Annotated in this window: 12 protein-coding genes; 2 read left to right on the plus strand and 10 right to left on the minus strand. The window is 54.1% G+C overall.

Annotated elements, in window-relative coordinates:
- Positions 1–52: 52 nt before the first annotated feature.
- Positions 53–802: an SDR family NAD(P)-dependent oxidoreductase gene (locus ENTHG_RS17915; RefSeq protein WP_044182883.1), complete on the minus strand. Its 750-nt coding sequence runs from the start codon at positions 800–802 to the stop codon at positions 53–55.
- Between the two features lie 118 nt (positions 803–920).
- Here ENTHG_RS17915 and ENTHG_RS17920 point away from each other — a divergent pair, with 118 nt between their 5' ends.
- Positions 921–1,820, plus strand: coding sequence for a LysR family transcriptional regulator (locus tag ENTHG_RS17920; protein WP_044182886.1), 900 nt, complete (start codon positions 921–923; stop codon positions 1,818–1,820).
- Positions 1,821–1,830: 10 nt separating this feature from the next.
- Here the strand turns inward: ENTHG_RS17920 and ENTHG_RS17925 are convergent, their stop codons facing one another.
- Complete coding sequence (locus ENTHG_RS17925) at positions 1,831–2,730, minus strand: helix-turn-helix transcriptional regulator (RefSeq protein ID WP_237567504.1); 900 nt, start codon at positions 2,728–2,730, stop codon at positions 1,831–1,833.
- Between the two features lie 321 nt (positions 2,731–3,051).
- Between ENTHG_RS17925 and ENTHG_RS17930 the strand changes: the two genes are divergently transcribed.
- Positions 3,052–3,942 carry a LysR substrate-binding domain-containing protein gene (locus tag ENTHG_RS17930; RefSeq protein ID WP_052332732.1) on the plus strand — a complete coding sequence of 297 codons (891 nt, stop codon included), beginning with the start codon at positions 3,052–3,054 and terminating at the stop codon, positions 3,940–3,942.
- Between the two features lie 56 nt (positions 3,943–3,998).
- Here ENTHG_RS17930 and ENTHG_RS17935 read toward each other — a convergent pair whose 3' ends face one another.
- The 8 genes from ENTHG_RS17935 to ENTHG_RS17970 form a co-directional block, all read right to left on the minus strand.
- Positions 3,999–5,438 carry an MFS transporter gene (locus tag ENTHG_RS17935; RefSeq protein ID WP_237567505.1) on the minus strand — a complete coding sequence of 480 codons (1,440 nt, stop codon included), beginning with the start codon at positions 5,436–5,438 and terminating at the stop codon, positions 3,999–4,001.
- 5 nt (positions 5,439–5,443) lie between these two features.
- Positions 5,444–6,445: a transketolase family protein gene (locus ENTHG_RS17940; RefSeq protein WP_044182889.1), complete on the minus strand. Its 1,002-nt coding sequence runs from the start codon at positions 6,443–6,445 to the stop codon at positions 5,444–5,446.
- On the minus strand, positions 6,445–7,290 hold the full coding sequence (locus ENTHG_RS17945; protein WP_044182892.1) for a transketolase: 846 nt from the start codon (positions 7,288–7,290) through the stop codon (positions 6,445–6,447). Before ENTHG_RS17945 ends, ENTHG_RS17940 begins: the two co-directional genes overlap by 1 nt.
- A 98-nt stretch (positions 7,291–7,388) precedes the next feature.
- Entirely contained in the window at positions 7,389–8,264 is an 876-nt protein-coding gene (locus ENTHG_RS17950) for an NAD(P)-dependent oxidoreductase (RefSeq protein WP_275404623.1), read from the minus strand.
- A gap of 372 nt (positions 8,265–8,636) precedes the next feature.
- On the minus strand, positions 8,637–9,590 hold the full coding sequence (locus ENTHG_RS17955; RefSeq protein ID WP_044183975.1) for an aldo/keto reductase: 954 nt from the start codon (positions 9,588–9,590) through the stop codon (positions 8,637–8,639).
- 131 nt (positions 9,591–9,721) lie between these two features.
- Positions 9,722–10,657, minus strand: a complete 936-nt coding sequence (locus tag ENTHG_RS17960) for a GlxA family transcriptional regulator (protein ID WP_044182898.1) — start codon at positions 10,655–10,657, stop codon at positions 9,722–9,724.
- A gap of 4 nt (positions 10,658–10,661) precedes the next feature.
- The gene (locus ENTHG_RS17965; RefSeq protein WP_044182901.1) at positions 10,662–11,870 is read right to left on the minus strand and encodes an MFS transporter; all 1,209 of its coding nucleotides are present in this window, start codon (positions 11,868–11,870) and stop codon (positions 10,662–10,664) included.
- Between the two features lie 20 nt (positions 11,871–11,890).
- Entirely contained in the window at positions 11,891–12,652 is a 762-nt protein-coding gene (locus ENTHG_RS17970; protein ID WP_044182904.1) for an SDR family oxidoreductase, read from the minus strand.
- Positions 12,653–12,720: the final 68 nt, after the last annotated feature.

Raw genomic sequence — 12,720 nt, forward strand, 5'->3', positions numbered from 1 at the left:
TGGCGGCAGCCATCTCTCCAACCTCCTGAAAACTGCCGCCCTTTTTTTTGCGTTAAATCTGCGCCAGACCACCGTCGACAAACAACTCTACCCCGTTGATATAACTTGCATCGTCAGAGGCGAGAAACAGAATAGCGCTGGCCACTTCGCCAGGCTGGCCGATACGACCGGACGGCACCTGTTCCGACAGCCAGTTTTTTGTCCCCTCCGCCTGCTCGCCGCCGCCAAACAGCGTATTGAGGCCTGCGGTCTCCGTCAGCCCTGGACTAATGGCGTTAACGCGAATACGGCGCGGTTTAAGATCGAGGATCCAGCTCCTGGCAAAGTTGCGCACCGCCGCTTTGGTTGCGGAATAGACGCTGAATGCCGGGGTGCCCTTAACGCTGGTCGTGGAGGCCGTGAGGACTACCGACGCGCCATCTTTCAGCAGCGGCAGCGCTTTTTGCACCGTAAACAGAACCCCTTTAACATTGGTATTAAAGGTCTCTTCATACTGTTGTTCAGTTATCTCCCCAAGCGGGGCAAAATCTCCGCCGCCTGCGTTCGCTACCAGCACATCAATTTGCCCGTGCCGCTGCTGAATAACATCATAAAGGCGGTCAATGTCGGCAAGCTGACTCATGTCGCCCCGTACGCCCGTCACGCTGCCGCCCAGTGATTTAACGGCGCTGTCCAGCGTCTCCTGACGCCGACCGGTAATATAGACCTGCGCCCCTTCGCTGGCGAACGCCTTTGCCGTCGCCAGACCAATACCGCTGGTGCCGCCGGTTACTACCACCACTTTGTTGCTGTATCTGTTCATGTTGCGCTCCTGATGTGTCGCATTGAGTAAGTGGTGATGACGATACCAGTGGAACGATAGTGCAAAAAGACAGCAAATATGCTACTCATCGTTCTATTAACAGGACGATGAGAAGAATATGCGTACCGATCTAAATGATTACCGCTATTTCGCTGAGGTGGTTCGTCACGGCGGGTTTGCCGCCGCTGGCCGGGCGTTGCATGAACCTAAATCAAAGCTGAGCCGCCGGGTCGCCGAACTGGAGTCCAGGCTGGGGGTGCGCCTGATTGAGCGTACCAGCCGCCGCTTTCGCGTCACCGAGGTGGGTGAGGCGTTCTACCAGCGCTGCTGCGCCCTCTTGCATGAGGCGGAGCAGGCGGAAGCGCTGATTGCCAGCGCCCATGCTGAACCCCACGGGCTGGTACGCTTTAGCTGTCCCGGTGGCATGGTGGAGGTGATCTCCGAAACCTTGCTCGCCTATATGCGCCGTTATCCGAAGGTGCGTCTGCAACTTCTTGCGCTGGATCGTCCTGTTGATTTGATTGATGAGCGTATCGATGTCGCCCTGCGGGTGCGTACCGCCCTGAACAGCGACGCGGAGCTGATCATGCGCACCCTGGGCGTCTCTTATCGCATTCTGGTTGCCAGCCCGCTGCTGGCGCAGCGCGCCGGGGAGGAGATCGATGCGCTGAGAACGCTGCCGACGTTGAGCACTAACGATGACGATCGTGAAGTGGAGTGGGTGCTTGAAAACGCGGAGAAAGAGACGTTTCAGCTACGCCATACGCCCGGCTTTAGCTGCAGTGATTTTGCCGCCGTGCGCGCGGCGGCGCAGGCAGGGCTGGGCGTCGCATTTCTGCCGGAACATTACTGCCGCCGGGCGATTGCGCAGGGGGAACTGGTCCGCCTGTTCCCGGCGTGGCGCAGCGTGCCGGGAATTGTGCATCTGGTATTCACCACCCGAAAAGGCCTGCCGCCCGCCGTCCGCGCCTTAATCGATAGCCTGGCGGCATCGTTCGCGTCGCTGTCGGGGCTATAGGCCCAGGGGCTTAAAATGTGATTTCATCGGCTGCGACGCAGCGCTGCTGCAGGTCACGCTCGAAGGCATCACGCAGCGAAACAGGGGCGATGATGTGGATATCGGGCAGCCAGTAGCGTAGCCAGCGGAACAGCGCCTGCGGGTCGCGTGTTTCGCAGGCGATAGTCAGCCTGCCGTCCTCATGCTGTTCCACCAGGCGTTGAGCCGGAAAAAGGGGGCGACGGCCCACAAACTTCGCCGCATGGGCCGAGACGCTCAGCAGCGTCTCTGTTTTGCTGCCAAACGAAATACCCGGCGTGCTGTTCAGCTCCTCCAGTACGCCGGGCGAGGGGGTGAACCGCGTTTCGGTCACCATAAAACGGGTGACCAGCGCCAGTTCGAAGGCTTTCAGCCTGCCTGCTTCCACCGCGGCGAGATACCATAAACCGTAGTGATTGATTAACCGGTAAGGCTGCGCGCGCCGGGGTTTCCCCTGGTAATGGTAGGTCACTTCAACATGGGCGGCTGTCGCCTGATTAAGTTCGCCCAGCAGCGCTTCTATTAGCTGGTTGTCCCGGGTTGTGGCGCTGTGAAAAATAACGTTTTCGCGCTGCTCAAGGTTTTTCCGCAGCGCGGGGCCGTCCTGGCGGGGAAACAGTTTCGCAACGCCGGTAAAATCAGCAAACTGCGCAAGGTGCCCACTGTGTAAAGCAGGCAGCAGGTGCGCATTTAACCGGAAGCGGCCCGGCGTAACCTCATCCAGCAGATGTCCCAGCCGCGCCAGGTCGCGGTAGGCGGTACGTTCCGCTATGGCAAAACGCTCGCATAGCCATGTTTTATCGATAATTTTACCCTGGTAGAGCACTGAGAAGATCTCAAACAGTCGTTCAATCAGCACATCGTGTTTTTGCTTGCCGCTCTTTTTCATCATCCTCAGCTCCTGGCCGTAACGCCTGGTGTTCCTTTTTTGGTTAACGGCAGGGATGGTAAAAACTCCACTGAAAGGTGGGAAAAAGTTGTCTTAAGTCATGTGGCGGTAGGTTAGTTTTCAGGAAGGGGCGGCTGTGGATAGGGGCGAAGACATGGATGAATAATAAATACTAATGATATTTTTATTTTTCAAAAAACTTAATAAAGCCATAAGCGTTTACTCAATATAAAGTAATGAGGTAAACAGATTATGTTTATTAAGGAAATTGTTGTAATATTTATGCGGATGGAAATGTAAAACCATAATGAGCAACATTCATTAATGACAATCTTAAAAAAAGTTCCCTTCACATCGCTGAAATTATTTGAATCTGCGGGCAGGACCTGCTCTTTTACCGCTGCCGCCGCAGAACTTGGGCTTACCGCGAGCGCAATAAGCCATTCAATTAAAAAACTCGAAAAAGAATTAGATGTACGGTTATTTCACCGTAACACTCGCGAAATGTCTTTGACCCGCGATGGCGAAACGCTACTCAGATGTATTCAAAAAGGGCTGGCGGAGATTGAAGAGGGGTTTAAGGGGCTGGCGCAAAAAAAAGATCGCCCGCTACGCATTCATACGGCTCCCAGCTTTGCCCATCAATGGCTTCTCCCCCGTCTCTCTTCATTTATTCAATCTTTTCCCAATGTTGAACTCAACTTTTCGGCGAATACGGATATTGTCAGGTTTGAAGACGATGACTTTGATATAGATATTATTTACGGGGAGCCAAAGATAACCGTATGTCATAAAATACCGCTATCGGTTGAACAGCTTACTCCCCTTTGTAACCCGGAACTTGCACAGCGTATCAAAACACCAGAAGATTTATATGGCTGTTCGTTAATCCAGTGTGATGTGCAGCTCTATCAATGGCGTGGCTGGTTTGAGGAAAATAATCTGGTGCCGCCTGAGCGTTATGGGCTTAGTTTTGACCGTAGTTTTATGGCGATTAAAGCAGCGGCGGATGGTTTGGGCGTTGTGCTGGAGTCGATGCTAATGGCTGAACAAGAAATACGTAACGGTACGCTGGTCAGTCCGCTAATGAAAACAACCAAAGAGATACATTATATTGGCCACTATTTTTGCTATCCACAATTTCAGCAGCACCCTTACACCGGCGTGTTCAAAAACTGGTTGCTCAATGAGCTGAACATTGCTCATCATCGCTAATATGTTAAAAGTGAAAGAGGAATGCAGGTCAAATGCATTCCTCTTTTAATCTATTTTTATCGGGTATTTTCAGGCAGCGTCGCGCCAACCGGTAACGGCTCTCTGATGGTCAGAACCACCAGCATACAGACAAACGCAGCGACGGACAGGCTCAAAAACACCGCGTCCCAGTTAAACTTATCAAGTAAGATGCCGACAATGAGCGGCATACAGACCGCGCCAATCTGCCCACCGGTATTGATAATGGAATAGGCAACGGGATAGCAATCTTTCGATGCCCGACCCATGGCATAGACAGAATAGGCTGAGTAGCCCAGCGACAACAAAAAGCCGATGCTGAATAAGATAAAGCCCAGCATTAACTTGTTTTGTGGTGCAAACAGCATAAAGCCCATCATGATGATGGTGCACAGGGCGCTTACCAGCATCAGGGGCTTGCGCCGCTTGCCGAACACGTTGTCTGATAACCATCCGCCTAACAGGTTACCCAGCACGTTGCCCGCAAACGGTGTCGAAGCCAGTATCGCTGAGTTGATAATGTTAAACCCATGCTCCTGGAGCAGATATTTTGGTAACCAGGACATCAGTACGCCATCAACGATACCCACCATGCACATATAGCCCATCGCGGCCCCATATATATCCCAACTGGTGAATATTTCCCGCGTGGTATTTAATGGTGAAAGCTGTTTGGTCCTGATTAATCGGTCAATCAGTCCGTATTTAAAAGGCCGGGTCTGGAACTTAGGTTGTTTACCGTCATCGGTTTCATTACTTTCAGGCGCATTATCGTTGATATAGTCAGCTTCTTCCTGGTTTACAAACGGGCTTTCACTGGGTTTGTTTCTGACCAGAACATACCATACGATGGATAAAATAGCGCCCGGGATCGCAAAGAAGTAGAAAATGTGGCGCCAGTCATAGTGAATTAAAATCCACGCGCAAATCGGCGGAACTAAAAACGGGCCAAATTTAGAGCCTGCTAAAAATATTCCGGTGGCGGTGCCTTTTTCCTTGCTTGGAAACCAGTTGTTAATCGTGGCGGTGGAGCTGATAACGACCGGTGCTTCACTTATTCCGACAAACGTCCGCAATATTTTCAGATGGGCGAATGAGTCGACTCTGCCCATCAAAAAGGTAAAAATTGAGGTTAACGCCATTCCAAGAGTATAGGAAATGCGTACGCCTTTCTTTCTCACCAGATATCCGGATGGAATTTGACATAATGCATAGCCTGCAAAGAACAGGCTGATAATAACGCCTATATCCGTATTGGTTAGCTGGAACTCATCCTGAATATAGGGAATGGCAAAGCCGATGTTCGCTCTGTCGGCTTGCGCGACGACAAAAATTACAAAAATGAGCGCCATTACAAACCAGCGATATTTGCTCCTTTTGCGAGCCTTTTTGTTTTTTAATGACTCAATGCTATCTAAAGACATAGAAACCTCACGCAGGGTTACAGAGGTGAAAAGAGCCGCCAGAGATGGCGGCATAATGATTAACCGATCCGGTTCTTAATTTTTTCAACCATGGCTGTAGTCGAAATGCCATAGCGATCGTGCAGAGTAGGAAGCGCGCCAGCGTGCAGAAACTCATCCGGCAAAGAAACGACTTCAAAATCGCAGCTTACTTTTTTGCGCATGAGCAATGCGGCGACGGCTTCACTTAAGCCGCCTACACAGGTGTGGTTCTCCGCTGTGACCACCAAACGCCCCGGTTTGGCCGCCTGGGCAATAATGGTTTGCTCATCCAGCGGTTTAATGGTCGGCACATGAAGTACCGCTACGCTGATGTTGTCTTTGCGTAATTTATCTGCGGCTTCCAGGGCGCGCATGGTCATGATGCCTGACGAGATGATCAGTACGTCATTGCCATCCTCCAGCAGTTTGGCTTTGCCCAGTTCGAATGTGTAATCGTACTTATCCAGCACGACGGGAACTTTACCGCGTAGCAGGCGCATATAAACCGGGCCTTTATGCTCAGCAATCGCCGGTACCGCCTGTTCAATATCCAGCGCATCGCAAGGATCGACGATGGTTAAGCCAGGGATGCCGCGCAGTATGGCAATGTCCTCTGTCGCCTGGTGGCTGGGGCCATAACCGGTGGTCAGCCCAGGCAGCGCCGCGCAGATTTTGACGTTCAGCCCCTCTTCGGCAATGACCTGATGAATAAAGTCATAGGCCCGGCGAGTAGCAAATACGGCATAGGTGGTGACAAAAGGGGTAAAGCCCTCTTTCGCCATACCGCCCGCCGCGCCCATCAACAGTTGTTCAGCCATTCCCATCTGGAAGAAGCGCTCGGGCATAGCCTGGGCAAAAATATGCAGATCGGTGTATTTTGACAGATCGGCCGTCATACCCACGATATCCGGGCGATCTTTGGCAAGCTTAACCAGCGCGTGACCAAATGGCGCGGAGCGCGTTTCCTGACCTTCATCCGCAATTGAAGCAATCATTGCCGAGGTGGTTAAACGCGGTTTGTTCTGTGTGGTCTGGCTCATTAAAGAACTCCTTCCGGTTTGTTTGCATCCAGTACTGCAATCGCTTTTTGCCATTCGTCAGCATCGACGCGGATAAAATGGTTTTTGTCGCGGGTTTCGAGGAAAGGTACGCCTTTGCCCATCAGGGTGTCGCAAAGGATGACGCGCGGCTGGTTGTCAGGGTGGTTTTTAGCATTTTCAAAAGCCTGGATGACAGCAGGCAAATCGTTACCGTCTACCCGTTGTACGTACCAGCCAAAAGAAGCCCATTTTTCATGCAGAGGCTCGAAGCTTAAAATTTTGCGGGAATCACCGTCGGCCTGCTGTTTGTTGACATCGACGATATTAATCAGGTTTGTCAGGCCATAATGGGCGGCTGACATGGCGGCTTCCCAGGTTGACCCCTCATCAAGCTCGCCATCAGACATAGAATTAATGACCAGCGCGCGGCTCTGTTTTTGTTTGAGGCCCAGCGCCATGCCTACCGCAATACTTAAGCCCTGTCCAAGCGAGCCGCCGGAAATTTCCATCGCCGGGGTATAGGTCGCCATGCCTGACATTGGCAGGCGGCTGTCATCTGAACCGTAGGTTTCCAGCTCTTCTTCGGCAATAATTCCCGCTTCGATAAGCGCGGCATAATAGGCAATGGCATAGTGGCCGTGGGATAAAAGAAAACGATCTCTCCCTTCCCATTCCGGCTCGCTCGGGCGGAAATTCATAATATGCGCAAAAGCGGTTGCCAGGACATCAGCATAGCCCAGCGCCTGGCCGATATAACCTTGTCCCTGAACTTCCCCCATACGCAGCGCATAGCGACGAATTCGCCATGCCGCAGCCGCGACTTTTTGTAATTCAGTCTGTGACATAATATATTCTCGTTTAAGTTATAAGACAGATGCGAATATAAAATTCGAAGGTGGTATTAAATATTCTCTTTAAATAGAAAAGAGGTTGTGATTCATAATTAATTTTTATTCCATGTCTCAATAACGCGGCTGTCATCTTTCGTTGCAAGACCGGCAGCAGCGGCAGCTACATAACGCTGGTGAGCAATGTCCAGAAGGGGAACGTTGGCATTGCAGCTTTTGGCGGCATCGGAAACCAGCCCGCTATCTTTAACAAAGATATTAATGGTACTGGTGACTTCAACGTCGGTCCCTTTCAGCATTCGCGGTCCGCGATCGGAGAGCATCCACGATCCGGCAGCGCCTTTTTCGACTAAAGGCAGGACTTTTTTCGGGTCAATTCCCAGCGAATCAGCGAGACTCAGCGCCTCGGCGGCAGCGACGATATGGACAGAGCAAAGGTGTTGATTAATGACTTTAATCGCCTGGCCGTCGCCGATATTTTCGCCAACGTTTCTGACATCTCCCATTGCCTGCAAGACGGGTTTCACATAGTCGATATCATTCTTATCGCCAGAAGCGAAAATAACTAACTCTCCGGTGGCCGCTCTTGCGGTTCCGCCCGTGACCGGCGCATCAATGACGTTTACGCCAACCCTGGCTAGCTGTTGTGCTGCAAGGCGTACCGCGTCTGGCCCGACAGTAGACATTACCACCCATGCCTGGCCAGTGGGTTTCTGGCCCGCTTCGGAAATAAGGTCAGCAAGCTGTTTCGGGGTTGCCACCATGACAACCACAACATCTGCTTCTGGTGCCAGCTTAATGCTGTTCACTACCTGGATATCATATTCTGCCGCTTTTGATATGGACTGTTCCGAGACATCCACACCGGTAATGATATGCCCGGCTTTTTTAATTTGTCTCGCCATCGGTAATCCAATTGCGCCTACGCCAACAAAAACAACCTTCATCCTGCTTCTCCTTCTGAAAATCAAACTATTATGAATTCAAATCTTTCAATAAGTTAATAACCTCCTGTTGCTGGTGATTTTATTTAAGTCGTTTGGGGAAAGAGGGTCAACCGAATGGAATTCATTAGCTTGTGAATGCAATTCATAAGGCATTTTGCTTGTTTGGTTTATTTTGGTGAGTGAAGCAAAGTCTCTCTTAATAATAAGTTTGAAGAACATCACGTTTTACGGCTGGCAGGCGAAGGCGGATATTTTAGAAGAATTTTGAATTGTGTGATCTGCGGCTATTTTTATTTTATATAATAAAGTGGGGTGGAAATTAATTACAGGCATGCAAAAAATTAATCAAAAGAAACCGGATGGCGAATATAGCGTCGTGCCATCCGGTAATTAACGCTATTTTCCGGCGTTATTCAGCGCGGCGATCTCCTCAGAGGAGAGATCAAGCGCCACGGCGGTAACAAAACTCTCCACCTGGTCAATTTTGGTGGCGCTGGCAATGGGAGCGGTCACGCCGGGCTGGGCGATAAGCCAGGCTAGCGCCACTTCGGCGGGCTTCGCGTTGTGGTTTGCGGCGACGCTGTCCAGCGCGTCCAGAATGGCGAAGCCGCGCTCGTTCAGGTATTTACCGACACCGTTGCCGCGCTGGCTCTGGGCGAGATCGCTTTCGCTCCGGTATTTGCCGGACAAAAACCCCGACGCGAGGCTGAAATAGGTCACAACGCCGATATTTTCCCGTACCGTCAGGTCCTGTAACACGCCTTCAAAGCCATCGCGGTCATAGAGGTTGTATTCAGGTTGCAGCACCTGATAGCGGGGCAGCCCTTTTTCATCGGCAACGTTAAGCGCCGTCTGCAGCTGTTCAGCGTTGAGATTCGAGGCGCCAACAGCGCGGATCTTCCCGGCCTTAAGCAGCTTTTCATACGCCCCTAACGTCTCTTCATAGGGGGTGGCGTCATCCGGCCAGTGGGAGAAGTAAAGATCGATGTAATCCGTTTGCAGGCGACGCAGAGACTCATCCACCGCCTGTTCTATCCAGCGGGCGGAGAGGCCCTTTTTCCCCGGTTCGCCCATATCTGAGCCGACCTTGGTGAAAAGCGTAATGTTATCCCGCACGCCCGGATGGGCGGCAAACCATTTGCCGATGATGGTTTCCGACTCGCCGCCTTTGTTGCCGTCAACCCAGGCGGAGTACACATCGGCGGTGTCGATGGCGGTAAAACCGCGCTCTAGCAGCGCATCCAGCAGACTAAAGCTCTGCTGTTCATCCACGGTCCAGCCAAAGACGTTGCCGCCGAAAACCAGCGGCGGGATCTGCAACCCCGTCGCACCTAATGAACGTAAAACCATGTGCATACCTTTCCGGTGATGGGCCGATCCCAACGCTCCTTGCCTTCCCGGTCCACAAGCCTTTCGCCGCGTTCCCTGTATGCGAACCACGTATTACACAATAGTCGTCAATAAGGCGCCGCGTGAGTTTTTTACCGCCCTGAGCGCAGCGATTGCGGCGGGATGCCGTAGCCCCGGACAAACACCTCACGCATATGGCGGCGGTCGCGAAAGCCTGCTTCCCGGGCGATAGCGTCCAGCGACAGACGGCTTTGTTCAATCATCAGGCGCGCCGCTTCCAGCCGCAGTCCTTCAATCGCCTTCGCTGGCGATTTGCCCGTTTCGGCGCGAAACAGGCGGCTTAACTGACGGGCGCTGACGTGAACCGCATCCGCCAGCTCCTCCACGGTCAGCGACTTGCGCAGGTTTTTGCGCGCGTACTCCAGGGCGCTTTGCAGACGGTCCGAGCGGGGGCCAAGCGCCAGCATTTCAGAGTGCTGGGTCTGGCCGCCGGAACGGCGCTGGTTCATCACCAGCCGGTGCGCGACCTGGCGGGCGATATCCGCGCCAAGATCGTTCTCCACCATTCCCAGCGCCATATCCAGCCCGGCGGTCATGCCTGCCGAGGTCCAGATAGCGTCATCAATAATAAAAATACGGTCGTCTTCGAGCTGCACGCTGGGGTGAAGCATTTTTAAGCTCTGCGCATGGGCCCAGTGGGTGGTGGCGCGTCGGTTATCGAGCAGCCCCGCCTGCGCCAGCACGAATGCCCCGGTGCAGACGCCCGCCACGCGCCGCGCCTGCCGGGCATGGGTCTTAAGAAAATCGATAATGCCCGCGCTGGCCTGCTCCTGCTGAGGAACGAGCACGCCGGCGACCAGCCAGCTATCCGTCACCGTCTGCGGCGTCAGCGGCAGGCTGTCAACGCCGATGCCAGACGACGAACGCACAATACCGCCGCGCTCGGACCAGACGGCGGTCTGGTAAAAGCGCTCGCCGTAAACCACGTTGGCGAACTCAAACACCGTGAGTGTTGAGAGGGCCAGCATCTGAAAATTGTCTGCGATGATTAAACCAATTTTGTGCATAGTCTCACCTTGCCGGACACACGTTCGCGTCAGGATGCGCCGCTTCGCGCCTCCGTAAATATTCGCTCGCTTTCAGGCTTGCCAGCGCCAGCAGTAGAAAGCCGATGGCGCTTATCATCACGCCGTAGAAACCGGCGACCGGGTAGATCCAGGCGGCCACGGCGGAGCCGAAACCGATGCCGCAAAACATAAAGGCGCTGGTGAGCGCCAGTGAAATGCCGCGCAGGCTGGCGTTGGAGATTTCAACAATGCGCCGCTGTTGCGTCGGCCAGAGTATGTCCGTGGCGAACGCCCAGAACACCAGCGCCAGGTACAACAGCGCCAGTTTGCCGGGCAGCGTCATGATGATAAGCATATCCGCCACCAGCACTGCAAGTCCGAACATCAGCAGCGCCTCGGCGCGGAAATAGCGCGCCGCCCGTCCGACAAACAGATTACCTACGCATCCGGCCACGCCAATAATGGTCAGCGCCAGTGAAACATGGTTAGCATCGCCGTGCCAGCTATCGCGGATAATGGGCGAAATAAAGGCGTACATGCCGTAAACGCCTGCGGTAATAAAAAAGACCACCAGAAATGCGGTGAGGGACTTCCCGTCCGCCAGCACCTGCCCGACCTGTCTGAAACGCACCGGCACGCCAGCCGCCTGATTCGGCACCACGAGCCAGATAGCTGTCGCCGCCGCCAGGCTGGCAATGGCGACAGCAATAAACAGTACGCGAGCGCCCCACAGGTTAGCGACCCAGGCGGCAAGCGGAATGCCCGCCATACTCGCCAGCGATACGCCGAGCAGAACGGTGGCGATGGCGCTTCCGCGATCTTCCTGCTTCACCAGTTCGCTGCCAAGGGCCACCAGCACCGGGCCAATCAGCGCCGCGCCCAGCCCCATCACCACCCGGGAGAGCGCCAGCGTGCGATAATCCGGCGCAAGCGCGAAAATCAGCGCGCCAGCGCCGAAGACGACCATACCCGTGAGTACCTGGTTACGGCGCATCATGTGGCCTAAAAATACCTGCCCCAGCGGCGCGCCGAGGGCAAAGGTTACGCCGAATATCGCCAGCAGACGGGCGCTTTCGCTGTCGCTCAGCCCCCACTGCGTTGAGATGGCGGCGAGGCTTCCCGCCACCGACAGCGCGCCCGTCGCCTGGACAAAGTAGGCCAGGCTTAACGCCCACAGCGCCCGGCGCTGCGCCGGGGTTATCTGACTGTTCATGGGGTGCTCCGCCTTAAGGTTCAGGCTACCGGAATCGGGTTATCGGCGACGGACTGGTTAAACGCCGTGACCATCGCGTGCTCCTGTGCGCCGGGGTTGTCGCGGGCGGGCAGAACCCGGTCAACAATCGCTTCGATGGTATCCGTTCCCAGCTTGTCGAAGGTTTCGTTGATAAAATCATGCAGCGGCATCGCCCGCGAATCGCCGCTTTTGTAGATCAGATCGGTATCGACCCACGGCGGCGAAATCTCAATGACCTGTACGCCGCTTTCGCGCAGCAGAAAACGCTGTGACAGCACCCAGGAGTGGATCGCCGCCTTGGTGGCGGAGTAAAGCGCGTTGGTGGCCAGCGGCAGGAACGCCAGAATAGAGCTGTTGTAGATCATCACCGCATCCTGCTGCTGTTTCAGGTGCCCGATAAACGCGGCGCTAATGCGCACCGGGCCCAGCAGGTTGGTATTGAGCAGCGTCACCGCCTGAGCGTCATCCAGCGCGCCGGCAGCATTATCGAACGGCATAATGCCCGCATTGTTAATCACCACGTTAAGCGCCGGGTAGCGACTCAGCACCTCTTGCGCCGCCGCCTGGATGCTCTGCGCGTCGGTGACGTCAAGCACCACGTAATCCATTCCCGGATTGGCGGCGGTCACGCTCTCCAGCAGCGCCTGGCGACGACCGGAGATAATGACCTGGTTGCCCAGCTGGTGGAAACGTTCTGCCAGCCCGCGCCCGATACCCGACGTGCCGCCGGTGATAAAAATCGTATTGCCTGTCAGTTTCATGATGTTCTCTCGTGTTGTGTTGTCAGTGAGAACAGCATAAATCGGGACGTGATGTCTTAAATGACGTA

The organism is Phytobacter massiliensis JC163 (assembly GCF_000321045.1).
Taxonomy (GTDB): domain Bacteria; phylum Pseudomonadota; class Gammaproteobacteria; order Enterobacterales; family Enterobacteriaceae; genus Phytobacter_A; species Phytobacter_A massiliensis.